Raw genomic sequence first — 22,219 nt, 5'->3', positions numbered from 1 at the left:
AGATCAAGTGTTTTATGAAGCACGTCGTCAGCGACCGCCCACTGCCCGAGCAGCCGACCTCCGGTGCGCCGGCGGCGTGCGAGGGTCGCATTTCCGCCCTGCCCTCACCCGGGCCGGCATCGGCGCCCCCACCGCCGTCGGCGCCGGCGGCCGGCTGAACTTCCAAGTCCTCAGTCGGCTAACCGGTTCAGAGACACAAGGGCCGCCCGGCCGGGCGTATCAAAATGCCGACGACCTCGACCTGGCGTAGCGTGACGATGGGCTACATAGGGTAGTCGTATCGACGGATCGGAAGGCTGGAAGCCTTGGTAGAAGTCCATGGAACGAACGCGTCGAACCTGCGGGCCGACCTCAAGCAGTTGAAGTTCCCGGCGACGAAGGAGCAGGTCGTCTCCCACCTCTCCGAGAACGGGCTCACGGATCGCGCAACGGTCGCGAAGAAGCTGCCTGACCGCGAGTACGTGAACGCCGACGCGGTGCAGAGCGAGTACACCAAGCACGAGTCCCGCTGAACACCCCGGCCGGGACGGCGACGCCGTCCCGGCCGGCTCTCCCTCGACCCGCGGAGGTCGGTCGTGAAGCTCGGCCTGCACTACTGGAACTACTCGACACCGGCCGACCCCGCGCTCATCGCGCCGACGCTCGCGGAGTCGGTACGGATCGCCGAACAGGCGGGGATCTCGTCGTTCACCGTGATGGATCACTACTTCCAGATGGAGACCGGGCAGACCGTCGCCGACGACCCGATGCTGGAGGGGTACACCACGCTCGGCTATGTGGCGGCGGTGAGCGAGCGCATGACGCTCGGGCTGATGGTCACGGGCGTGATGTACCGGCATCCCGGGCTGCTGGCGAAGATCGTCACCAGCCTCGATGTGCTGTCGCGCGGCAGGGCCAGGCTGGGCATCGGCGCCTCCTGGTACGAGCGGGAGCAGTACGGGCTCGGAGTGCCGGTGGTTCCGGTCGCCGAGCGGTTCGAACGGCTGGAGGAGACGATCCTGATCTGCCTGCAGATGTGGAGCGACGACAACGGCCCGTTCCGGGGCCGTCATTACCAGCTCGCCGAGACGCTGTGCGTGCCCGAGCCGATCGGTGAGCGCCCGCCGATCATGATCGGCGGCGGGGGTGAGAGGAAGACCCTGCTCCTGGTCGCCCGGTACGCGGACGCGTGCAATCTGTTCGCCACGGACCAGGAAGAAGTGGCCCACAAGCTCGATGTGCTGCGCGCGCACTGCGCCGCGGAGGGCCGTGACTACGACGCCATCGCCAAGACCGTGATGTACAACGGCCCGGTGCTGGACAAGCCGGACGCGTTCCTTGCCGACGCGGAGGCGTACGCACGCCTGGGCGTCAGCGAGATCCAGGTGCTGCCGGACCGGCACCCGGTCAGCTTCACCCACCAGATCGCCGAACGCATCGCACCTGGCATTGCCGCGATGGGGTAGCCGGACGGGTGCTGCCTTCGCCTTCGTCTCTGCCTCAGCGGCGGCGGCCTGCGCGTCTGAGGAGGTAGGGGATCGCCAGGTGGTGGATGGGCGCGATCATGGCCCACACCGGGCGTGCGATGCGCCGGTCGAAGCGTACGAAGGTCACCCAGACGACGGTCGAGGCGTTCACGACCGCAACGTTCCGGGTGGTGATCAGGGGGGAAGGGGCGGCGAGGGTGGTCGTGTTGGAACCCGGGCCCTCATCCGTACCCGTACCCGCATCCCTACCCGTATCCGAATCGGCGGCGGAGTCCGAGACGGTCCAGCCCAGTACATGGCCGGGCGACGGACGTGGGCCCAGCCGGATCCTCAGTACGAGACTCCAGCCGAGCACCAGGAACCCTCGCAGGAGCACCGGTGCGTCCTCGAATACGGCCCGCGCCCACTGCTCAGGGGTGCGGGACCGGGCGTCGGCAACCGGCAGTTCGAACGCCGAGGCGTAGCCGGCACCCGCGGCCAACTCCTCCTCGGCGGCAGCGGCCACCCGCGGCACCTCGACGCGACGTGTGCGCGGTGTGGCCATGGGAGGGGCTCCTTCGCCTACAGCGGGCGTGGAACGATTTTAGGCGGCCGGGGGTCGTTCACGACCCCGGCACGGACAAAGCGGTGGACGCCGCGCCTGAGTTTCTTCCGGGTCGGCTCGGCGAACCACAGGCTCGACGGGCCAGGAGGTAGGCCCGGCGTGTCTCGACCTCGTTGGCGTAGTGGGTGTGTTCCATCCGCATCGTCACGGCGAATCCGGCCTCTTCCAGCAGTCCGGCGATGCGGGAAGGTCACTAGACGCCGGTGGTGCCGTCGACGAGCTCCCGGACCATGTCGAGGTGGCCGTTGTGCCGCGCGGTCTCCTCGATCAGGTGCAGGACGATCCAGCGCAGATCGGGGTACCGGCCGTCACTGCGCGGGCGCTTGGCCGGTGTGTCCAGGTCGTGGGAGGCGACCAGCTCGCGGTAGCGGGTGGTCCGTGTCCCGTAGTCCGACAGCACATCGGCGAGCGGCATGTCCACCGCGATGCGCATCTCACGGTCGGGATCCTCGTCCGTCCACGGCCCTTCGTCCTCGCCGCCGAGGAAGGCCACCTCGAACCAGTAGTACTCGACCCAACTGAGGTGGTTGATCAGCCCGGAGACCGTCATCAGGGGAGAGCCGGGCAGCGGGGCCCGGCGGGCATCGTCCGGCGAGATGCCCTCGCACTTCGCGCGTGCGGTGTCGCGGGTGTAGTCGAGGAAGGTGGCCAGCTGGGTGCGCTCGTCCCATGCGGGAGGCGAATCGGTGCGTGTCATCGGCGTACACGATGTGCGATGGCCCGGCCCCTGTCCATCGCATTGTTTCAAAGGGGCCCGTCCCTGGGTCCGTGGGCCCACGCACGGGCGGGCGGGGCTCATTACGCTCGTACGTGACCAACTGTGAGCCCACCTGACCAGGCGCCCGACACGGGCGCCTGTCGGGCGTGCCCACACGCATGGATCTGCACGCTCCACCACTTTTTCCTGGGGTGATGTGTCGATGAGTGACGGATTCTTCTACTCGTACCACCTCGGCTGGAGCCGCCCGGATGCCGAGTCGCTCTTCGGTGACCTCGACGCGGCGGGACTGCGGCTCAGACACCCCGTCACGAGGCGGGTCACGCTCCTCGGCCCGGGGCCGGATCCGTGGGGCACCCCTTCGTGGGTGACGAAGGAGCAGCTCGTCCTCCTGGCCGGCCTGCAGCGGATCGACAGGGTCGACTTCGTGCTGTGGGTGAACAGCGGAACCGACGTTCCCGCGCGCATCCGGCGGATGGGGGACGGAGTCGTCGCGCTCGAATTCGGATTCGGGCGGCTGGCGCGGGACGAGCAGGAGGTGGCCGCGCGGGCGATCAGGGAGGCGATAGGGCGGGCTTCCGTGCTCTGCATCGGCTTCGTGGTCGACCGGGAGGGTGCTTCCGCGGCGACCGACTGGAGCGGTGTCGTCATCAACGGCACGACGTACTTCGACAGTTGGCCGGACACACTCGCCGTACGGCATGAAATCGCCGCGATGCAGCCACAGTTGTCCGGAGTGGCGTCATTCGACCAGTCGCCGTGGATGCTTTTCGGGAGCGAGGTCCCCAGCCGGTAGCGGCGACGGCACTTTGAGCCTTGCATTGGGCCCTGAGGCCCATGCCCGAAGGGTGCCGATGTGGTCGGATGCGTGGAGTGGCTGAACTGTGGCTGCACACCGGCAAGCTGGGGGACTCGTCGTGTCTGGCATAGGCGGATTTGCGGTTTCGGGTGGCGCCGGTGGGGGTGCTGCCGTGGCTCAGCAGGGCAGGCAGCCGCTGCCGCGCCCACTGCAGGCGGTGCTGATTCTTGTCCGGGTCCTCTTCGCGGCCGCGGTCCTGGGCGGCGCCGGTGTGCTGACGGTGGCGTCGGCGGTCGATGAGGTCGACGGCCAGCTGCTCGGGCTGCTGCTGTACGCGGCGCTGCCGAGCGTGACCGCATTCGTGCTCTCGCTGTATCTGCGGACCGGCGGCATCTGGATCTGGCGCGGGCTCCTGGCCGTACACGTCTGGCTCACCCTCGGCGCGCTGGCGACCCTCGGCGGCGACGGCGGCGGGCGAGGCGTGACGCAGCTGGTGATGCCGGTCGCCGTCGTCGTCCTGCTGTTCCGGCCGAGCTCGCGCGACTGGTTCGAGCTTTCCCCCGAACAGCGGTTGCCGCACCGACCGTTCAGCATCGCCCGGATGATCAAGTGGCGCCGCGACGACGCCGGTCAGACCGCGATGGAATACCTGGGCATGGTCCTGGTGGTCGTGGCCCTCATCGGCGGACTCATCGCCACGGGTATCGGCGCCCAGCTGACCGGTGAGATGCGCAACGCGATCTGCCAGCTGACCGGGAGCGCGTGCCCCGCGCCCGGGGGCGGCGATGTGGTGGCGGGGGACGGGAAGCATTCCGGAGGTACGGATTCGGGTGGCGCGGCCGCGTCCGGCGGTACGGATTCGAGCGGGTCGGCCGCCACCGGCGGTACGGACTCCGGCGGTACGGATTCGAGCGGGTCGGCCGCCACCGGCGGTACGGACTCCGGCGGGTCCGGCTCGGGAGGCTCCGGTTCCGGCGGGTCGGGCGCAGCCGGTGGCTCCAACACAGCCGGTGGCTCCAACGCGGCCGGCGGCTCCAACGCCGCCGGCGGCTCCGGCTCCGGCAGCTCCGGCGGAGGCGACACCGCCACCCAGGTCGACGACGGCGGCGACGACGTGGACACCTCCGGCGAGCCGGACGGTGGCGACGACGTCGACGACAGCGGCGACGGCGGCGACGAGAAGCCCGGCGAGAGCTGCACCTCCGGCGTCGGCGCGTTCTTCTCCTGCGCCGCACACCAGACCGGCGGCTTCTTCAAGGGCCTGGTCGGCGACGGGCTGTGGGGCGACATCACCGGCACCTTCGACACGATCTTCCACCCCGTCAAGGCGTGGAACGGCCTGATGGACTACGGCAAGAGCCTCGGCGACAAGTGGAGCCAGGACTCCAAGGACGCCGGGGACAAGTGGTCCAAGGGCGACTACTTCGGTGCGGTCTGGGACTGGACCAAGGCGTCCGGCGGCACCGGGGTGAAGGTCCTGGACGACATGTTCATCGGCGACGACGTCCGCGACATGTGGAAGAAGGGCAACGAGGGCCAGGCGATCGGCACCGGTCTCTGGAACATCGGCTCGCTGTTCATCCCCGGCTACGGCGAGGCCAAGCTCGTCGGCAAGTTCGGAAAGCTGGGCAAGCTCGGGAAACTCGGCAAGCTCGGCGAAGTGGCCGAGAAGGCGTCGGAAGCCGCGGCCAAGGCGAGAAAGGCCGCCAAGGCCGGCGATGTCACGGGCGCCGAGAAGGCCGCGAAGGAAGCGCAGCAGCACGCCGACGACGCCGCCGAGCAGGTCGGCCTCAAGGGCTGCACCGTCGGCATGGGCGGCCGCGTAAGAGTCCCGTACGACAGCGGCGTGAGCATGGGTCTGCCGGGCTCGGGCACCGGCGTCATGGCCGCGGCCCGCACGTCCGTGCCCGTCGGGTTCCTCACCGGGAAGTGCGACGAGGTCGACCCGGAGAAGAAGGCGGCCGCCGACGAGGCCCAGAGGCTGGCCGACGAGGCGAAGAAGGCGGCTGACGCGGCCAAGCGGAGGAAGAACCTGGAGCGTGCTCAGAACGAACCGAAGCCGGCCTGGTACAAGGACCTGAAGGACCCGCCGGCCGCGGCCAAGGACGGCGGGGAAGGCAACTGGCAGGAAATCAAGCCGGGCGTCTGGAACTACCCGACCGAAATGGGTGCCCGTTATCAGGAGCAGATCTCCAAGGTGGGCCGCGGAAAGGAGTACCGGGTTCCGCTGGACAAGCTCACGGGGAAGCCGGTCGACTTCGACGGCTGGGACGCCTCGCGCGGCACCTACCTGGAGGCGAAGTACGGGTACAAGGGCAAGGACTTCTACAACGCCGAGACCGGGGAACTCACCCCGAAGGTTGCGGACCGATGGGCGGATCAAGCCACCCGGCAAGTGGACGCGGCACGTGGGAAGCCGGTCGAATGGCACCTGTCCGATCCGGACGTCGCGGAGGCGGCCAGGGAAATGTTCGAGGCCCGGGGCATCAAGGTTAAGGTGATCAACACGGCTGGTGATGTGACGGGCTGAGTACGGGCGAGCCGGGGGACCGGCCGAGCGGACGGGAAAGGAAAGCCGTGTTGTACGTCGTGGCCAACGGTCTGTGGGGCGTCCGCGAAGAGAGCACATCAGCGATCGCCGGACGCTGGCTCAGTACTCTGACCGGGCTCAAGGACATTGACGGTCCGACGTTCGACGGATGGCACGAGGCGGAGGACGGAGTTGCTTCGGACCCCGTTCTGGAACCTTCGGTCGACACTCTGACCGCCTACATCGAGCGGAAGAACGTGGCGCCGGACATCGGCGTGATCGGAGTTACGTCCTCACTGTGGGCGCAGAACCCGGGCATGCCGCGTGTGACCGTGGCCGTTCATGCGGGTGGCACGTCTCAGTGGGTCACGAACTCCCTCTCGGTCGCCTTCCGCTCCCGCGAGGTGGAGGAATCGGCAGAGGTAATTCTGCGCGCTCCCGAGATGCTCCGCGTCATTGCCGAGGCCTGGGACATCGACGCCGGCCAGGTGTACAACAAGTCCGAGTACCGGGCCGTGTCCGATGAGTTCGACCTGGAGAATTCCCACCCCCGCTGCGGTCGGGCGGTCTACCTCTCCGCCGGACGCGCGGCGTCGGCACCCGAGGGGCTCGACGGTACGTACACCCGTACCGCGGCCGGCGGTCTGATCATCGACCTCACCCGGGGCGGCAGGACCGTTCCGAGCGTTGAGGCGGTCGTCGAGTCCAACAGGGAACTGCGGGCAGCCGGGGCACTGGAGCCGATCCCGGAGCCGTACGACCGGGACAAGTTCTGACACTCGTACACCGGTACGCCCCCCCCGTCAGAGCCACCCCCGCATCGCCGCGAACCCGAGCAGCAGGCCCACCGCGAACGCCCCCAGCACGACGGCGAACACCGCGGGCATCACCACCGGCCCCCACGACCCCGGCCCGGCCACCGTGGCGTGCTTCGCCGGGTCCGCCGGGTCGTAGCTGACCCGGATCGGCGCCCCGACCTCGAAGCCGAACGGCCCCGGCGCATGGTCGGTGAACTCGATGTCGCGGCCGTCGCGGGTACGGAACGCGAAGACGTACTCGGTGACGTAACTCCGGTCCATGCCCGGCCCCCGGTCGACCGTCCGGCGGTCCGCGCACCGGCCCTCGGCGTGTTCGCCGTGCCGGACCAGCCGCAGCACCCGGTTCAGACGCAGCGCCGACCGGATGGCGAACGCGCCGAGCAACAGGCCGAACAGGGCCAGGAACGTGGCCGTGCCGCCGGGCAGGATCTGCATGAACGAGCGCCCCTGATCTGCTACTTGACCGCTGCTGACTGCTACTTGACCGTGATCGACTCGACGAACGCGTCGAGGTCCTGCCGGCTCAGCGAGCCCTTCACCGCATTGATCCGGACCGCGAACGGCACGTCCTTCGAATCGACGCCCGCCACCACGACGCCCGTCATCGGGGTGCCCGGCGCCGGGGTCTGCTCCTTGCCGCTCGACGTGAACTCGTAGTCGATCCTGCGCGCCTCACGGGCACTCTCGGCACCCGCCAGCCGCACGTCCGAGGTCTCCTTGCGGGTCGCCCCGAGCCCGATACCCGCACCCGCCGCAGCCGCCGCCTCACCGGCGTCGTCCACGCCCGTGGCGAAGTCGAGCTGCACGGAGACCATGCCGGTGCGCAGCCCGCCCTCCTCCTTCAGCGCGACGGCGGCGTTGGCCTTGGCATGGTCGGCCGCGGGCTGCTCCTTGTAGCCCTTGTTCCCGGGGTAGCCGACGGAGAGGCTCTTGGTGTCGAGCTTGCTCCAGCCCTCCGGGACCGCGGCGGCATCGTCGCCGCCGCAGCCGGTGAGCAGGGCGAGGCCGATGGCGGCGGCAGCAGTTGCGCCGATTGCCCGGGACATCTTCATCGTCGTCGTCATCGCCTATCGCCTCGTCGTCGTGCGTGGTTGCTGCGTGCCGTAGCCGTACCTTCCATGCGGCTACGGCTACGGCTACTTCGCGCAGTAGCTGTACGGAAGGTACGAGCGCTTGTCGCCCTGCGGAGCCCCGAGGAACTGCGCGTCCGTCAGTGTCTCCTTCTTGTGCTCGTCCGAGATGGAGAATCCAAGACTCATCCCGAGCGAAACCTCGAAGCCGAACTCCTGGGCGTCCGTCTCGCCGTGGTACTTCATGGTGCTCGACAGGCCGTCCTGGTACATCAGCTGGTCGAACGGGTCGGTTCCGGTGGGCTTCTGCTGCAGGGAATGGTCGCCGAACATGTACTCGAACGGGGCGGTGTTGTTGCCGGAGCCGTCCAGCCACTGCTCGGCGACGGCCCGCTTGTCCTCGGTGGCCTTGTCCGTCTCCTTGCCGAAGACGATCGAGTTCGTCTGGACCTGGATGGCGGTCTCGCCGGAGGAGTCGGAGCCGCTGACCTTGCCGCCGCGCTTGTCCTTGCCCTTCTCGCCGTTGTCGCCGCTGATGTCGCCCTTGTCCGACGTGGAGCCGTTCTCGAGGGTCTGGGTCATGTCGATGCGGACGATCTTGCCGGTCTTCTGGTCGCGGGTGACGGTGATCGCCCCGGTCCGGCTGTCCTTCGCGGCGGCCGTGCCGCCGAGCGGACCGGCCGAACCGCCGACCTTGCCCTCCAGTTCGAGCTTGGCGGTGTACGTGTACGACTCGTTGCCGTTGACGTCGTCCTTGGTGATGGTCACATCGGGGGAGAACTTGGCCTTGCCGCCGAGCTTGGCACCGAGCTTGGTCTCGTCGCCCGCGCTGATGGAGAGCCCGCCGTCCGCGTAACCGTTGAGGCCGATGGTCGAGTAGGAGATCTTCTTGTCGCCGATCTTGCTCTCGACGTCCTTCTTCTTGTCGGCCCACTTCATCCCCGAGTACCAGCCGCCGCCGTAGCCGCCGCTGTACTTGGTTGAGGTCTCCCACATCTTCATTTCCTCGATGTCGTCCCGCATCTTCTTGGCGTCCTCCTCGCTCTTGAAGACCCAGGTGTCACCGTTGGTGATCTTGATGCCGCCGCCGACGTCCACATCGGCCTTGCCCAGCTTGCCGAGCTTGACGCCGGGGGTGCTGGCGGTGGCACCGGCCGAAGCGGCGTCCGTGAACGTCATGTAGACCAGCTTGTCGTTCTCGTCGACCTTGCCGTCCTCGTTCACGTCCGTCTTGGCCTGGCTGACCTTCTGCTGGAAGCCGTACTCGTTGCCCCACTCGAACCAGCCGATCTTGACCTTGTCGCCGACGGTGTCGGAGATGCTGGAGACCTGGCACATCTTGGGCTCGTAGTCGGCGTCCGTCTTCGGCTTCGCGGTGGTGTCCCCGCCGCCCGTGGAGCAGCCGGCACCGCCGCCGCCCATCGAGCTGATCGCACAGCGGATGCGTTCCCCGATCTGCCCGCCGACACCCGCCATGGCCATCGCGCCGATCATCGTGACGACGAGGACGATCACCCCGAGGTACTCCAGGGCGGTGGCTCCGCCGTCCCGCCAGGAGTACGGCTGGTACGGCGCGGGCGACTGTTCGGCGCGGTCGTCCAGCAGCCGGTCGACGGCCAGCCCCACGGCCGAACCGGTCACCAGCGAGACGATCGGCATCAGCGTGCCCTCGAAGCCCACGAGATGCCAGGACACGGCGAATCCGTAGGCGAGCGCGGCCAGCGGGACACCCAGGGAGGCGAGCAGCGTCAGCAGGCGGGACTCGCGCTGTTCCTCGGGCAGGACGCGGGCCGAGGCCAGGACCGTGAGCACGGTCGTGATGACGTTCGGTATGTGCAGCAGGGCGAGGCGCCAGCCGAAGGACGCGAGCCGTTCGTCGGTGGCGAGCAGCTCGACGAGCCCGCGCGACACGAGATATCCGGCGGCGATGTAGACCAGGGCACCGGCGGCCCAGCTACGGGTCAGTGCGAAGAACACGCCACCGCTCGCGCCGGAACCACCACCCCCGCTCCCCGGTGGTATGTGGCCCGTGCTCCCGCTTCCCCAGCCCCCGCCACCAGTCACGGTTCTTCCTCTCCGACGCCCACTTGACATGCCTGTGCCCGCAGTTCCGCAATTCGGGTGTGGGCGTGAGCGTACGGCTGTACGGGCCGGGTGACCTGGGCCCTTGGCCCCAAAGTCGGGCCCAACGAGGGACGCCCCGCCCGTGGCGGGCGATGCCACCCGCTGCGGAGATAATCGGCAGCATGCCCGACGACGATCCGGCCGCTCAGGCCACCGCCCCCGTACGGCAGCGCAGCCGCCGCACGGGGCCGCAGCCGCCGCAGCCCCCCGTCCGCGGCCGCCTCGCCACGGCCCTCGCGGCGGCGGCACCGGCCCTGGGGGCGTACGCGGCCGTGCGCCTGATCGGTCTCGTCGTCTTCGCTGCCGCCGCGTCCAACGCCGACAAGAGCGCCTTCCATCTCCTCGGAGAGCGCTGGGACTCCGTCTGGTACCAGCGGATCGCCGAGAACGGCTACGGCTACACCGTCACCCTTTTGAACGGCGGCATCCACTCCGACCTGGCCTTCTTCCCCCTGCTGCCCGCTCTGGAGCGCGGCATCGCCGAGCTGACCCCGCTCTCCCTCGCGGGCGCCGGGCTGCTGGTCGCCTGGGTCGCCGGGCTCTTCGCCGCCTGGGGGATCTACGCCGTCGGGGCGCATCTGTACGGGCGCCGGGCCGGGGTGGTGCTGGCCGCGCTGTGGGGCGTGTACCCGACGGCGTTCGTGCAGTCGATGGCGTACACCGAGACACTGTTCACCGCGTTCGCCGCCTGGGCGCTGTACGCCGTACTGACCCGGCGCTGGATCGTGGCGGGCACCTTGTGCGTATTCGCCGGGCTGACCAGGCCCTCCGCGGCGGCGCTCATCGCCGCCCTCGCGATCACCGCCGCGCTCACGCTCGTACGGGAGTACCGGGCCGGCCGGACGCACGGCATCGTGCGCCGCAACGCACGGATGCTGGCCGGTACCGCACTCGCGCCGCTGGGCTGGCTCGCGTACGTGGTGTTCGTGGCCGTACGGGAGGGCAGCCCGTTCGCGTACTTCGACGTTCAGGCGCAGTGGGGCAACAGCATCGACGGAGGTGTGGCGCTCGCCTCGTTCATCCTCGGGCTGCCATTGCCCGGCGCGCTCGGGCTGTGCGCGGCGCTGGTGGGCCTGGGATGGGTGGTGTTCCTGTGCGTACGGCAGCGCCAGCCGCTCCCCGTACTCGCCTACTGCATCGCCGTCGTCGTCATCGCGCTGATCGGCTCCGGGTACTTCGGGTCCAGGCCGCGGCTGATGATGCCCGCGTTCCCGCTGCTCCTCCCGCCCGCCGTCGCGCTGCTGCGGCTGCGCACCACGGCCCGCACGGTGACGGTCGTCGCCGTGCTCGCGGTGGCTTCGGCGGCCTACGGGGCGTGGACACTGCTCGGCTCCGGCCCGCCGTAAGCACGAGCATGAGAACGAGCACGAGAACGAGCACGAGCACGAGCACGAGCACGAGCATGAGCATGAGCCCGAACCCGGTCAGGGCCGGGGCAGGTCCAGCGGGATGCGGCGGGTCGCGCGGCCCCGGGTGTCGAGGAGCCAGCCCATGCGCTTGGGGGAGTGCAGCGCCACCGTGCGGTCCTTGACCTCCAGCGTCGGGAAGCGCTCCGCCAGCAGCATCTCGAACGGGCCGATGGCGTTCAGGCCATGGAGCCAGACGCCGACCAGGAGGTTGTGCGGCCCGCTGACGGAGACGCACATACGGACCTGTTCCATACGCGCGAGGGCGTTTCCGGTGTGTTCGAGTTGGGCGTGCGGGGCGGCGACCCGGTAGATCACCATGGTCCGCAGACCGGCCAGGGGGTGGGCGATGTCGCAGCGGAAATTGACGTCGCCGTGGTGGATCAGGCGCTGGAGGCGGCGACGGGCGGTGTGCTCGCTCATCCCCGTCGCGGCGCCGAGCTCGGTGTAGCCGAGTCGCCCATTGCCACCGAGGGCGGTTATCAACGCCTGGTCCTCGGGGGACGGCCGGTCGTGCATGTCCGTGCTGTACGTGGACTGCCGCGCGGCGCGCGGAGCCGAGAGCGTGGCACGCCCCGCCGGTTCCATCGCCCGGATCCGCCAGTCGCCGCCTTCGCCGTAGAGCGTGATCCCGAGCCGGGTACGGGTGGAGCGCAGCCCCGGCAGTCCGCCGATGGTGCGGTGGACCGCCCGGCCGAGCGTGGGCAGGTCGGTGGCGGCGACGGACAGGAAGAGATCGAAGTCCCCGGCCGTCTCGTCGATGCTGAAGACCCACGGCAGTTCGGCCAGGGCGGCGCTGACCGTTTCGAGGGAGCTGGGCCGGCAACGCACTTCGACATAGGCGACCGTGGCCGATTTCGGTGCGTCGTAGGCGGTGATCCATGCCAGGCGGTTGGCGCGCAGGCGCTCCCAGCGGCGGGCCGCAGTCGTCGCGTCCACGCCGAGCGCCCGGCCGATACGGGTCCACGGTGCACGGGGCGCGGCCTGCAGGGCGTCGACGAGGGCGAGATCCAGTTCGGAGAACCGTGTGTCGGAATCCGGTGTATCCGGTGAGCCAACGACGCTTTCCTGCATTTTCGGTCCTCCCTCACGCGCAGGCCGGATCGTAAGGGCACTTCCCGGCCGACGCCCAGTATCGGCCACTCATCGGCCACTGTGTATCGGCCACTGCAGAGAGGAGTGCCGTGCCTGCTCCGCGCCCGAGAATCCCGCGCCCCGAGGCCGCGAACCGCGCGGTCAGGACCACGGTGGTGCTGCTGTTCGCCGCCTGGCTGATCGACTACACCGACCGGCTCGTGATCAACCTCGTACTGCCGTCCATCGGTGAGGACTTCGACCTCAACCGGGGACAGCAGGGCCTGATCGTCTCCGCCTTCTTCCTCGCCTACGCGGCCTGCCAGATCCCCGGCGGCATGCTCGCCGACCGCTTCGGCGGCAAGCGGGTCACCGGCTGGGCCCTGCTGGCCTGGTCCCTGTTCACGGCCCTGACCGGCCTCGCCTGGTCCTTCGCCGCTCTGCTGGTGCTGCGCTTCGTGTTCGGAGCGGCCGAAGGGATCTTCCCGTCGGCCGGGACGAAGGTGCTGGTCGAGCGGACCACGCCCGAGGAGCGGATGGGCGCCAACGGGCTGATCATGAGCTCGAACGCCATCGCCGCGGTGGTGACACCGCTCGCCGTCGCACCGCTGATCGGCGTCTTCGGCTGGCGGTCCGCCTTCTTCTCGACGGCGGCGCTCGGCGTCTTCGTCCTGGTGGCGATACGGATGCGGCTGCCGGATCCGCTGCCCCGTACGGAGCCGGACGCCGGGACGCACAGCGGCCGGGGCGGCGTCCGTGACCTGCTGCGCATGGGCGTGCTCTGGCGCTTCGCGCTGATGATGTTCGGCTACAGCGTCATCATCTGGGGCCTCAACACCTGGGTTCCGTCCTATCTCAGCGAAGAGCGCGGCATCTCCCTGACCTCGGCCGGAGCCCTCGTCGCCATCCCGGCACTGGGGGCTGCAGCGGCCACCATTGTCGGCGGCCGTCTGTCGGACCGCCTCGAAGGCCACCACCGGAAGGTGATCGTGCCCGGGATGGCGGTGTCCGCGCTCGCGCTGCTCCTGATGGCCTTCTCGGCCTCACTCGTCGGCTTCATCGTCTTCGGGACGCTCGCCGTCTTCGCCGCCTCTCTCTGCTACATGCCGATCTTCGCGGTGCCCCTGCGCAGCCTCGCTCCCGAACACGTCGGAGTGGGAAGCGCGGTGATCGTCTTCGGCGGCCAGGTCGCCGGCATGATCGCCCCGCCCGTCATGGGCGTGCTCGCCGACACCTTCTCCTTCCAGGTCGCCTTCGCCTTCCTCGTCCTGGGCGCGGTCATCGCCGCGGCCATGGCCATCGCGACCCCGCAGGACACCACGTCCTTCCTCGCTTCCTCCGCACGCCGTACTCCTCTCGCATTGGAGCACTCATGACTGCCTCGGTCACCTCGCTGCTGTCCGGACTGGACGGACAACTGCCCGGCCTGCGCGACCTGTACAAGGATCTGCATGCCAACCCGGAGCTCTCCTTCCAGGAGGTCCGTACGGCGGGGATCGTCGCCGCCCGACTGCGGGAGCAGGGCTGGGACGTCACCGAGGGGGTCGGTGAAACCGGCGTCGTCGGTGTCCTCACCGCGGGCGACGGCCCGGTGGTGCTGCTCCGCGCCGACATGGACGCGCTGCCCGTGAAGGAGGAGACCGGACTTCCGTACGCCTCCACGAGGACCGGGGTGGACCCGGAGGGCAACGAGGTCCCGGTGATGCACGCCTGCGGCCACGACATGCATGTCACCTGTCTGCTCGGCGCCGCCGCGCTGCTGGCCGCCAACCGGCATGCCTGGCGCGGCACTGTCGTCGCGGTGTTCCAGCCCGCCGAGGAGATCGGCGGGGCCCCGGCCATGATCGACGACGGCTTCCTGGAGCGCTTCCCGCGCGCCGAGGTCTGCCTGGGCCAGCATGTGGGGCCCGTCCCCGCGGGCTTCGTCGCCACCCGGCCCGGCCCGGTGATGGCCGCGTCCGACAGCGTGCGGGTGCGGCTGTTCGGGCGGGGCGGTCACGGGTCGATGCCCGAGACGACCGTGGACCCCGTCGTGATGGCCGCCGCGATCGTGATGCGGCTGCAGACGGTGGTCTCCCGCGAAGTGGGGGCGGCGCAGCAGGCGGTGGTGACCGTGGGCTCGATCCACAGCGGCACCAAGGAGAACATCATCCCGGACACCGCCGACCTCAGGATCAACATCCGCAGCACGACGTCCGCCGTACGGGAACGGGTCCTGGAGGCCGTCAAGCGGATCGTCCGCGCCGAGGCCGCCGCCTCCGGCGCCCCCAAGGACCCCGAGATCACGGACTTCAACGCCTTCCCGGTGACCGTCAACGACCACGAGGCCACCGCCACCGTCCAGGCCGCCCTCACCCGGACCCTGGGAGAGGGACACGTCTTCACCCTGCCCCACACGCTCACCGGCAGCGAGGACTTCGGCATCTTCGGCACCGCGCTCCAAGTGCCCTCGGTCTTCTGGTACTTCGGCGGCGCCGACCTGGCCGCGTTCAAGGACATCGACCCCGACGCCCTGCTGGAGAACGGAATCCCCGCCGAGATCCCCGGCAACCACTCACCGCTGTTCGCACCGGTCATCGACCCGACCGTCGAAATCGGCGTGACGTCACTGCTGACGGCTGCCGCACAGTGGCTGACGGCCGGCACCGACACCACCCACGGGTAGGTCGCCGTCCCGGCCACCAGCCTCGGCGGCCGCCCCACCCGGACAGCGTGAACGAGACACCGCACGCGCGCGGGCGGCCCGGCCGCCCGCGCCTCAGCCCCGGCTCTCCTCCGTCTGGACGACCGCCACCCGCACCCCCGGTCGCAGCCCCCACTTCTCCATCGCCCCGGCCTCCGACTCGATCACATGACGGGCCCGCAGCCGCGGCATCCCGAGCCGGCCCGGCTTCATCGTGTGGACGGCGACCACGTTGAACTTCCGGTCCAGGTAAGCCACATCGATGGTGAACCGCATCCGGAAGGTGTGCACACTCCCGCACGGGGTGATCAGCAGGGCGCCGTCGATCCCGTCCTGCCCGAGCAGCCCGCGGCTCCTGGTCCGGTACGTGGCCGCGATCCGCAGCGGTATCTCCGGCTCCTGCCCTCCCTGTGGATCGGTGACCGTCAACGTGCCATTCCCATTGCGCCATTGAGCCATGGCCAAGACCGTAGCGTCCGGTGACGGCCGCTGGGTCCGGAACGGTGCGCAGTGGGCCCCAGGACCCATGACCCGTGCCCGGCACCCGCCTAGGGTCTGCTCCGTGTACGCCATGCTGACAGTGCTCGCCGCACTCTGGGGCGCAGCGGCCGGACTGCTGGTCCCGCGCGCCGCCTACCGGTTCTCCGTCGAACCGGAGGACGCCTGGCGGGACACCTGCCCCGCGGGGCACGCCCTGACCGGGGCCGCCCGCGGCTGGCTCGGCTCCACCCGGTGCGCCCTGTGTGCGGCGGCCGTACCGGTACCCATCGCTCCGGGCGCCGAGCCGGGAGACCGGAGCGACGGGGAAGACACCGCGCGGCCCGCCGCGCGCTACGCCCCCGGCGTCCTCGTCCCCGTCGTCACCGCGCTCGCCTGCGCCGCCCTCGCAGCGGCCACCGGACTCCGGCCCGAGCTCGCCGTCTGGCTGCTGCTGGCCCCTGTCGGCGTACTCCTCGCGACCATCGACCGCCGCGTCCACCGCCTGCCCGACCGGCTGACCCTGCCGGCCGCGGGGGCGGTCGCCGTACTCCTGGGTGTGGCGGCGCTGCTGCCGGAGCACGGCGGATCCTGGCTGTCCGCCCTGCTCGGCGGAGTGGCCCTCGGCGCTTTCTACTTCCTGCTCTTCCTCATCAACCCGAACGGAATGGGCTTCGGAGACGTCAAGCTCGCCCTGTCGCTGGGCGTGGCCCTCGGCTGGTACGGCTGGGCCGTGGTGTTCGCCGGGGGCTTCGCCGGGTTCCTGCTCGGTGCGGTGTACGGGTTCGGGCTGATGGTCCTGAAGCGGGCCGGGCGCAAGACCGGCATCCCGTTCGGACCGTTCATGATCACGGGCGCGGTGCTGGGCATACTCCTCGGCGGACTGGCCGCCTGACCGACTGACCACTGCTCGGCCTGCCGGCCGCCCGTCCCGCCGAATTGAGGTCGCGCGGGCCACCGCCCGGCTGACAGCATTCCCGTATGCCAGGGACACCCGAAGAAGCAGCAGAGCGCGCACGGTTCGACGCCCTCGTCGCGGAGGCCGCTGCCGTCTCCGTCGACGGCTGGGACTTCTCCTGGCTCGACGGCCGGGCCACCGAACAGCGCCCCTCCTGGGGCTACGCCCGCGCCATGGCGGACCGGATGGGACGGGCCGGGGCCGCGCTCGACATCCAGACCGGCGGCGGCGAGGTCCTCGCCTCCGTACCGAAGCTGCCGCCACTCACCGTCGCCACCGAGTCCTGGCCGCCGAACATCACCCGCGCCACCGCTCTCCTGCACCCGCTCGGTGCAGCCGTGGTCGCCGATGCGGACGAGCCTCCGCTGCCGTTCGGCGACAACGCCTTCGACCTGGTGGTCAGCCGGCATCCGGTGACCACCTGGTGGGCGGAGATCGCACGGGTGCTCACCCCCGGGGGCACGTACTTCTCGCAGCAGGTCGGCCCGGCCAGCGTCTTCGAACTCGTCGAGTACTTCCTCGGCCCGCAGCCGCCCGAGGCGCGAGGCGCCCGCGACCCGGAGAAGGCACGGGCCGCAGCCGAGGCAGCCGGACTCGAAGTCGTGGATCTGCGGATGGAGACGCTGCGTACCGAGTTCTTCGACATCGGCGCCGTCGTCTACTTCCTGCGAAAAGTGATCTGGATGGTGCCGGGCTTCACCGTCGAGGAGTACCGGCCGAAACTGGCCGCGCTGCACCACCGGATCGGGACCGAGGGCCCGTTCGTCGCCCACACCACCCGATTCCTGATCGAGGCCCGCAAGGCCGAGGCCCGCAAACCGGCATAGGCCGTGCCCCCTGCTTTCGCCCGAAGGATGCGACCCTGGACGGTGAGCGCATGGGAGGGAACCGGCCATGAGGGTGGGGAACGAAGAGGAAGCACCGCGTGTCCCGCGGCAGGGGAAGGCCGACTGGCTCAGAGGTGCGCGGATCGTCGGAGTGCTCGGCGTCTTCTACCGGCCCGAGGGGCGGATGGGGGAGCCGGAAGCCGTTGAATTCCTGCTGGCCGACGGCCAGTCGGTGATCCTGACCTGCGTCTCCGACCGAACCCTGCATGTCGGCCCCGGCGCCTGGCCACAGCTGCCCGACTGGTGCGTACCGTCGGGGCAGTGGGAGTTCGCCGCCGTGTCGAACCTGCCGCAGCCGCCCGACGGCGGCTGGACCGTCACCCGCACCGAGGAGCGCAGGGACGAGAAGGGCGAGGTACACGAGGCCGTCATCCGGTGCGAGGGCGGACGCTTCGTGGTCATCGGCGGCGACACCGTGTCGATCCGCTTCACCCGCGGCCACCGGGGCGCACCGGCAAGGGGCTGACTTCCGGCCCGTCCGACGCTTGAGAACAAGACGGCGACCGGGCGGGCCCGGTGAACCAATGCCGTCACAGCGCCGGCAGGCGCTACGCGTGCGGCCCCACCGCCACCTTCCCCACCGTCAGTTCCGGCTTCCCCTCAAGCACTTCGCCGACCCGCGCCACCTGCTCCTCCAGCCCCCGCAACTGCCCGGTCGTGAGCGGTGACAGCGGCTCCACCGTCACCGCGATCCGCCGGCCCGACCGGCGCTGGTGCCACACCCCGGCCACGGCCCCGTCGATCAGCAGCACCGGGAAGTTCCCCGCCTGGCCACCCGCCAGCGCACGGGTGTAAGCCGCCCCGGGGAAGAGCTTCTCGCGCGGCTGGGAGGCGATGAGATACGCGTCGAAGTAGGGGAGCAGCCGCACCCCGCGCACCGGCTCCACCGGAAACGCGGTGTCGCCCGCCACCAGCCAGGCCGGCTCCCCCTCGTACACCACCTCATCGATCTCCCCGCGCGCGGCCATCCCCGCGAACAGCTCCGCCGCCCAACGCCGCGGCGCCGCGAGCCACTTCGCGAAGTGCTGCGGTGTGGCGGGACCGTATGCGTACAGATAGCGGCGTACGAGACGGGCGAGCGACTCCGGACCGTCGAGCAGAACGGCGTCCGGGCGGGTAAAGGTGACCTTGCGGCCGCGACCGGGCGCGAAGCACAGCGCGCCGCGGTGACCCGCAAGATGCATCACCTGCCGCCAGCGCGGCCACATGTCCTGGAACGCGGGCATCACCCGGTCCCCGGCCCATGCCCCGACACGTTCCACCACCGCCTCCGAGAGCTCGTCGATGGTCAGCTCAGCCCCGGTCAGCGCGTCCGCGATCGAGGCGAGCACGGCCTCGGTCTGTTCCGGCGTCATCCGGACATCGTCGGGAAACGGACTGCGCCCGACCGGTACGGCGGACAACGCGCCGGTCCACATGGGCAGTTCGGCCATCGGCAGCAGATGGACGGTGCCGCGCGGCCCGTGCGTCTTGACCAGCGTGCGCTCGGCCCAGAGCGCCTCGCGCACATCGGTACGGGTCACGCCCGCCGTCCGCAGCCCGATGGAGAGCTCGGCGGCCGACAGCACCTGGGCGTGCGCGGCCGGCAGCGCGCCGACCACATCGGCCGGGGTGAGGTGCACCGGGGCGGCGAGCCCCTGACGTTCCATTCGGCGCGCGTTCGCCCCGGTCCAGGTCACGGTCGCGGTTCGTGTCGTCATGATTCGGAGACTAGCGGCCCATCAGGTCAGGTCCCGTCCCATACTCGGCCCATGACCTCTGCGAGACGTACAGCCAAGACTCTCGCCACCGTGGCGGTGCCCGTCCTGACCCTCGCCCTCGCCGGCTGCGGCACGGAGCGGGCCGGGTACGCCGGACCCGGAGCGGCGAGCAGCCCTCCGGCCGTGGGCGCCTCCCCCTACGTCGAACCGGACGCCGGTGACGGCGCACCGCACTACCGGGAGAACCACGCCTTCCAGTCCACCGCCGAGCTGTCCCCGGCCGACCGGGCCAAGGGCGAGGCCGAGGTGAAGAAGGTCGAGGCGGGCCTGGCCGGGATCGCGGAGGGCCGCAGGACAACCCAGTCCCAGATCCGTGAGGCACTCGCCCGTCTGGGATACGGCCCCGAAACCATCTCCACCGACACCTTCGGGCCCCACCGCAACACGTTCATCCTCGACCTCGGCGCGATCTGTGTGCAGGGGGCGCTGGACGGCATGGTCAACGGGCTCGTCACGGCCGAGGCCCACGGCAAGTATCTCGAAGGCACCGGCTGCGTGAAGCCGGTCGGCGGCCACTGAGACGTCACCGGATGCCGTGCTCGCAGCGGAGTCCGGTGAATTCGGAGAGTAATTATGGAGTGGCGCGGCACGCAGCATCACTTACGAAGGGTTATGGTGGAAACCCCCCCTCGGGCCGGTCCGTATCCCCCCCCACGGACCGGCCCGTTTTTTGTGGGCCCGCTGTGCGGACCCCGTGGCGGCCGCGTCCCGACCCCGTACCGGCCCCGCGAAGGCCGCCCCGGTCAGCCCCGTCCGGCCCAGATGTTGGTGCCCGCGGTGTCCACGGCGAAGGTGTCGATCTCCTTCAACTCCTCGGCGGACAGCGGCGCCCCGGCCAGCGCCGCGACGTTCTCCTCCAGCTGCTTCACGCTCGAAGCGCCGATCAGCGCCGACGTCATACGGCTGTCCCGCAGCACCCAGTTGAGTGCCAGCTGGGCGAGTGACTGCCCGCGCTGCCGGGCGATGTCGTTCAGCCCGTTCAGCCGGCGCAGCACCTCGTCGGAGAGCAGGCCCGGGTCCAGCGACTTGCCCTGGGTGGCGCGCGAACCCTCCGGGATGCCCGTCAGGTACTTGTTCGTGAGCAGGCCCTGGGCGAGCGGCACGAAGGAGATGCAGCCCATGCCGGCCGTCTCCAGGGTGTCGAGCAGCCCGTCGTCCTCGATCCAGCGGTTGATCATCGAGTAGGACGGCTGGTGGATCAGGGCCGGTACACCCATCTCCTTGAGCAGCCGGGCCGCCTCGGCGGTCTGCTCCGCGTTGTACGAGGACACACCCACGTACAGCGCCTTGCCCTGCTGTACGGCGGAGGCCAGCGCCCCCATCGTCTCCTCCAGCGGAGTGTCCGGGTCGAAGCGGTGGGAGTAGAAGATGTCGACGTAGTCGAGCCCCATCCGCTTCAGCGAGGCGTCCAGCGACGACAGCAGGTACTTGCGGGAGCCCCACTCGCCGTACGGGCCGGGGTGCATGTCGTAGCCGGCCTTGGTGGAGATGATCAGCTCGTCCCGGTACGGGGCGAAGTCCTGCCGGAACATCTTGCCGAAGTTGAGCTCGGCGGAGCCGGGCGGCGGCCCGTAGTTATTGGCCAGATCGAAATGGGTCACCCCGAGATCGAAGGCGCGGCGCAGGATCGCCCGCTGGGAGTCCAGCGTGCGGTCGTCGCCGAAGTTGTGCCAGAGGCCGAGGGAGACGGCCGGAAGCTTGAGACCGCTGCGGCCGGTGCGGCGGTACTCCATGGAGTCGTAGCGCGAACCGGCGGCCCGGTAGAAGAGAGGAGAATCAGTCACGTTTCTCTGCTTATCACGGACTTGTGACAGGCCGGGTTGGGCCGGTGCGCCGCCTGCGCAGTAATGTGGCGGCTTCGGGGACTGCCACGGCACGGCGGGGCGATGGACTCTGCGGAGTAGTGCGGCGATCCCCAGGGGGACGACCCCGGGCCCCGGGCAAGGGGGCGGGCGGGCCCGCACGGAACCGAGAGGTGAACTCAGTGAACTTGCGCGACCTGGTGTACGGGCTCTACGCGCGCCGGGTGGAGGCCCGCCTCGACCACACCCAGGTGCCCAAGCACATCGGCGTCATCCTCGACGGCAACCGGCGCTGGGCGAAGGCGTCCGGCGGCACGGCCGCACAGGGGCACCAGGCCGGTGCGGACAAGATCCAGGAGCTGCTCGGCTGGTGCAGTGAGACCGATGTGGAAGTCGTCACACTCTGGCTGCTCTCCACGGACAACTTCGACCGGCCCGAGTCCGAGCTGACGCCGCTCCTCGGCATCATCGAGAACACCGTGCGCGACCTCGCGGCGGACGGGCGCTGGCGGGTCCACCACGTCGGCACGCTCGATCTGCTGCCCGCCCGCACCCAGACCGTCCTCAAGGAGGCCGAGCAGGCCACGGTCGGCATCGACGGAATACTGGTCAATGTCGCCGTCGGCTACGGCGGGCGCCAGGAGATCGCGGACGCGGTCCGCTCGCTGCTGCTGGACCACTCCGCCAAGGGGACGTCCTTCGAGGACCTGGCGGAGATCGTCTCCACCGACCTGATCTCCGAGCACCTCTACACCCGGGGCCAGCCCGACCCGGACCTGGTGATCCGCACCAGCGGCGAGCAGCGGCTGTCCGGCTTCATGCTCTGGCAGAGCGCGCACTCCGAGTACTACTTCTGCGAGGTCTTCTGGCCGGCCTTCCGCAAGGTCGACTTCCTCCGCGCGCTGCGCGACTACGCCGCCCGAGGCCGCCGCTTCGGCGGCTGACGCCGCCGTTTTACGGGGCTCCGTCCCCAGGACAGGGCGCCGCCCCCCGGTGGCACCGGTTCCGTCCTCAATTGCCGGACGGGCTTGAGCGGTGTCGCT

At 70.0% G+C, this 22,219-nt stretch carries 22 protein-coding genes; 13 read left to right on the top strand and 9 right to left on the bottom strand.

All coding sequences use genetic code 11. From position 1 onward, the window contains the following. Nucleotides 1–305: 305 nt before the first annotated feature. Both ACGFU7_RS26810 and ACGFU7_RS26805 read left to right on the top strand, forming a co-directional pair. The gene (locus ACGFU7_RS26810) at nucleotides 306–512 is read left to right on the top strand and encodes a DUF2795 domain-containing protein (protein ID WP_393698900.1); all 207 of its coding nucleotides are present in this window, start codon (nucleotides 306–308) and stop codon (nucleotides 510–512) included. A gap of 63 nt (nucleotides 513–575) precedes the next feature. After that, complete coding sequence (locus ACGFU7_RS26805; RefSeq protein WP_393698898.1) at nucleotides 576–1,445, top strand: LLM class F420-dependent oxidoreductase; 870 nt, start codon at nucleotides 576–578, stop codon at nucleotides 1,443–1,445. A gap of 34 nt (nucleotides 1,446–1,479) precedes the next feature. Here ACGFU7_RS26805 and ACGFU7_RS26800 read toward each other — a convergent pair whose 3' ends face one another. Further along, nucleotides 1,480–2,010, bottom strand: coding sequence for a DUF2867 domain-containing protein (locus tag ACGFU7_RS26800; protein ID WP_393698897.1), 531 nt, complete (start codon nucleotides 2,008–2,010; stop codon nucleotides 1,480–1,482). Nucleotides 2,011–2,263: 253 nt separating this feature from the next. Continuing rightward, nucleotides 2,264–2,767 carry a DinB family protein gene (locus tag ACGFU7_RS26795; protein WP_393698895.1) on the bottom strand — a complete coding sequence of 168 codons (504 nt, stop codon included), beginning with the start codon at nucleotides 2,765–2,767 and terminating at the stop codon, nucleotides 2,264–2,266. A 223-nt stretch (nucleotides 2,768–2,990) separates the two neighbouring features. On the opposite strand from ACGFU7_RS26795, the gene ACGFU7_RS26790 reads away from it, so the two are divergent. From ACGFU7_RS26790 to ACGFU7_RS26780, 3 genes are all read left to right on the top strand, one after another. Then, entirely contained in the window at nucleotides 2,991–3,584 is a 594-nt protein-coding gene (locus ACGFU7_RS26790; RefSeq protein WP_393698893.1) for a hypothetical protein, read from the top strand. A gap of 175 nt (nucleotides 3,585–3,759) precedes the next feature. Next, nucleotides 3,760–6,117, top strand: coding sequence for a Tox-REase-5 domain-containing protein (locus tag ACGFU7_RS26785; protein ID WP_393698891.1), 2,358 nt, complete (start codon nucleotides 3,760–3,762; stop codon nucleotides 6,115–6,117). Between the two features lie 47 nt (nucleotides 6,118–6,164). Continuing rightward, complete coding sequence (locus ACGFU7_RS26780) at nucleotides 6,165–6,893, top strand: Imm52 family immunity protein (protein ID WP_393698889.1); 729 nt, start codon at nucleotides 6,165–6,167, stop codon at nucleotides 6,891–6,893. Between the two features lie 27 nt (nucleotides 6,894–6,920). Here the strand turns inward: ACGFU7_RS26780 and ACGFU7_RS26775 are convergent, their stop codons facing one another. From ACGFU7_RS26775 to ACGFU7_RS26765, 3 genes are all read right to left on the bottom strand, one after another. Further along, complete coding sequence (locus ACGFU7_RS26775) at nucleotides 6,921–7,370, bottom strand: DUF3592 domain-containing protein (protein WP_393698887.1); 450 nt, start codon at nucleotides 7,368–7,370, stop codon at nucleotides 6,921–6,923. A gap of 41 nt (nucleotides 7,371–7,411) precedes the next feature. Continuing rightward, on the bottom strand, nucleotides 7,412–7,999 hold the full coding sequence (locus tag ACGFU7_RS26770; RefSeq protein ID WP_393698885.1) for a hypothetical protein: 588 nt from the start codon (nucleotides 7,997–7,999) through the stop codon (nucleotides 7,412–7,414). Between the two features lie 72 nt (nucleotides 8,000–8,071). Next, entirely contained in the window at nucleotides 8,072–10,069 is a 1,998-nt protein-coding gene (locus ACGFU7_RS26765) for a hypothetical protein (protein WP_393698884.1), read from the bottom strand. 182 nt (nucleotides 10,070–10,251) lie between these two features. Here ACGFU7_RS26765 and ACGFU7_RS26760 point away from each other — a divergent pair, with 182 nt between their 5' ends. Beyond that, nucleotides 10,252–11,475: a hypothetical protein gene (locus ACGFU7_RS26760; RefSeq protein ID WP_393698882.1), complete on the top strand. Its 1,224-nt coding sequence runs from the start codon at nucleotides 10,252–10,254 to the stop codon at nucleotides 11,473–11,475. 78 nt (nucleotides 11,476–11,553) lie between these two features. Here ACGFU7_RS26760 and ACGFU7_RS26755 read toward each other — a convergent pair whose 3' ends face one another. Beyond that, nucleotides 11,554–12,609 (bottom strand): Lrp/AsnC family transcriptional regulator, encoded by a 1,056-nt coding sequence (locus tag ACGFU7_RS26755; protein WP_393698880.1) that lies wholly within the window; start codon nucleotides 12,607–12,609, stop codon nucleotides 11,554–11,556. Between the two features lie 110 nt (nucleotides 12,610–12,719). On the opposite strand from ACGFU7_RS26755, the gene ACGFU7_RS26750 reads away from it, so the two are divergent. Together ACGFU7_RS26750 and ACGFU7_RS26745 are read left to right on the top strand one after the other, a co-directional pair. Next, nucleotides 12,720–13,985, top strand: a complete 1,266-nt coding sequence (locus tag ACGFU7_RS26750) for an MFS transporter (protein WP_393698878.1) — start codon at nucleotides 12,720–12,722, stop codon at nucleotides 13,983–13,985. Next, a complete protein-coding gene (locus tag ACGFU7_RS26745) occupies nucleotides 13,982–15,274 on the top strand; it encodes an amidohydrolase (protein ID WP_393698876.1) in 1,293 nt (430 codons plus the stop codon). The genes ACGFU7_RS26750 and ACGFU7_RS26745 overlap by 4 nt, the downstream gene beginning before the upstream one ends. 93 nt (nucleotides 15,275–15,367) lie before the next feature. Here ACGFU7_RS26745 and ACGFU7_RS26740 read toward each other — a convergent pair whose 3' ends face one another. After that, nucleotides 15,368–15,751, bottom strand: coding sequence for a DUF192 domain-containing protein (locus ACGFU7_RS26740; protein WP_393698874.1), 384 nt, complete (start codon nucleotides 15,749–15,751; stop codon nucleotides 15,368–15,370). Between the two features lie 103 nt (nucleotides 15,752–15,854). On the opposite strand from ACGFU7_RS26740, the gene ACGFU7_RS26735 reads away from it, so the two are divergent. From ACGFU7_RS26735 to ACGFU7_RS26725, 3 genes are all read left to right on the top strand, one after another. Further along, nucleotides 15,855–16,664, top strand: a complete 810-nt coding sequence (locus tag ACGFU7_RS26735; RefSeq protein WP_393698872.1) for a prepilin peptidase — start codon at nucleotides 15,855–15,857, stop codon at nucleotides 16,662–16,664. Nucleotides 16,665–16,750: 86 nt separating this feature from the next. Continuing rightward, on the top strand, nucleotides 16,751–17,554 hold the full coding sequence (locus tag ACGFU7_RS26730; protein WP_393698870.1) for a class I SAM-dependent methyltransferase: 804 nt from the start codon (nucleotides 16,751–16,753) through the stop codon (nucleotides 17,552–17,554). 67 nt (nucleotides 17,555–17,621) lie between these two features. Next, nucleotides 17,622–18,080: a hypothetical protein gene (locus ACGFU7_RS26725; protein ID WP_393698868.1), complete on the top strand. Its 459-nt coding sequence runs from the start codon at nucleotides 17,622–17,624 to the stop codon at nucleotides 18,078–18,080. 82 nt (nucleotides 18,081–18,162) lie between these two features. On the opposite strand, the gene ACGFU7_RS26720 is transcribed toward ACGFU7_RS26725, so the two are convergent. Next, on the bottom strand, nucleotides 18,163–19,314 hold the full coding sequence (locus tag ACGFU7_RS26720) for a winged helix DNA-binding domain-containing protein (RefSeq protein ID WP_393698867.1): 1,152 nt from the start codon (nucleotides 19,312–19,314) through the stop codon (nucleotides 18,163–18,165). Nucleotides 19,315–19,365: 51 nt separating this feature from the next. Here ACGFU7_RS26720 and ACGFU7_RS26715 point away from each other — a divergent pair, with 51 nt between their 5' ends. Then, a complete protein-coding gene (locus ACGFU7_RS26715; RefSeq protein WP_393698865.1) occupies nucleotides 19,366–19,893 on the top strand; it encodes a hypothetical protein in 528 nt (175 codons plus the stop codon). Nucleotides 19,894–20,117: 224 nt separating this feature from the next. Here ACGFU7_RS26715 and mgrA read toward each other — a convergent pair whose 3' ends face one another. After that, complete coding sequence (gene mgrA, locus ACGFU7_RS26710; RefSeq protein ID WP_393698863.1) at nucleotides 20,118–21,158, bottom strand: L-glyceraldehyde 3-phosphate reductase; 1,041 nt, start codon at nucleotides 21,156–21,158, stop codon at nucleotides 20,118–20,120. Nucleotides 21,159–21,358: 200 nt separating this feature from the next. Between mgrA and ACGFU7_RS26705 the strand changes: the two genes are divergently transcribed. After that, on the top strand, nucleotides 21,359–22,120 hold the full coding sequence (locus ACGFU7_RS26705; protein WP_393698862.1) for an isoprenyl transferase: 762 nt from the start codon (nucleotides 21,359–21,361) through the stop codon (nucleotides 22,118–22,120). The last annotated feature ends 99 nt before the right edge of the window (nucleotides 22,121–22,219 follow it).

Origin of the sequence: Streptomyces sp. NPDC048473, assembly GCF_043200155.1 — a bacterium.
Lineage (GTDB): Bacteria > Actinomycetota > Actinomycetes > Streptomycetales > Streptomycetaceae > Streptomyces.
The sequence above is the reverse complement of the archived record's forward strand: the minus strand, read 5'-3'. Positions and strand labels throughout refer to the sequence as shown.

Excerpts from the sequence above, each read along its gene's own strand:
- ACGFU7_RS26800 (WP_393698897.1), bottom strand. The coding sequence starts at position 2,010 with ATGGCCACACCGCGCACACGTCGCGTCGAGGTGCCGCGGGTGGCCGCT.
- ACGFU7_RS26795 (WP_393698895.1), bottom strand. The coding sequence starts at position 2,767 with ATGACACGCACCGATTCGCCTCCCGCATGGGACGAGCGCACCCAGCTG.
- ACGFU7_RS26790 (WP_393698893.1), top strand. The coding sequence starts at position 2,991 with ATGAGTGACGGATTCTTCTACTCGTACCACCTCGGCTGGAGCCGCCCG.
- ACGFU7_RS26775 (WP_393698887.1), bottom strand. The coding sequence starts at position 7,370 with ATGCAGATCCTGCCCGGCGGCACGGCCACGTTCCTGGCCCTGTTCGGC.
- ACGFU7_RS26770 (WP_393698885.1), bottom strand. The coding sequence starts at position 7,999 with ATGACGACGACGATGAAGATGTCCCGGGCAATCGGCGCAACTGCTGCC.
- ACGFU7_RS26760 (WP_393698882.1), top strand. The coding sequence starts at position 10,252 with ATGCCCGACGACGATCCGGCCGCTCAGGCCACCGCCCCCGTACGGCAG.
- ACGFU7_RS26755 (WP_393698880.1), bottom strand. The coding sequence starts at position 12,609 with ATGCAGGAAAGCGTCGTTGGCTCACCGGATACACCGGATTCCGACACA.
- ACGFU7_RS26745 (WP_393698876.1), top strand. The coding sequence starts at position 13,982 with ATGACTGCCTCGGTCACCTCGCTGCTGTCCGGACTGGACGGACAACTG.
- ACGFU7_RS26740 (WP_393698874.1), bottom strand. The coding sequence starts at position 15,751 with ATGGCTCAATGGCGCAATGGGAATGGCACGTTGACGGTCACCGATCCA.
- ACGFU7_RS26730 (WP_393698870.1), top strand. The coding sequence starts at position 16,751 with ATGCCAGGGACACCCGAAGAAGCAGCAGAGCGCGCACGGTTCGACGCC.
- ACGFU7_RS26725 (WP_393698868.1), top strand. The coding sequence starts at position 17,622 with ATGAGGGTGGGGAACGAAGAGGAAGCACCGCGTGTCCCGCGGCAGGGG.
- ACGFU7_RS26720 (WP_393698867.1), bottom strand. The coding sequence starts at position 19,314 with ATGACGACACGAACCGCGACCGTGACCTGGACCGGGGCGAACGCGCGC.
- ACGFU7_RS26715 (WP_393698865.1), top strand. The coding sequence starts at position 19,366 with ATGACCTCTGCGAGACGTACAGCCAAGACTCTCGCCACCGTGGCGGTG.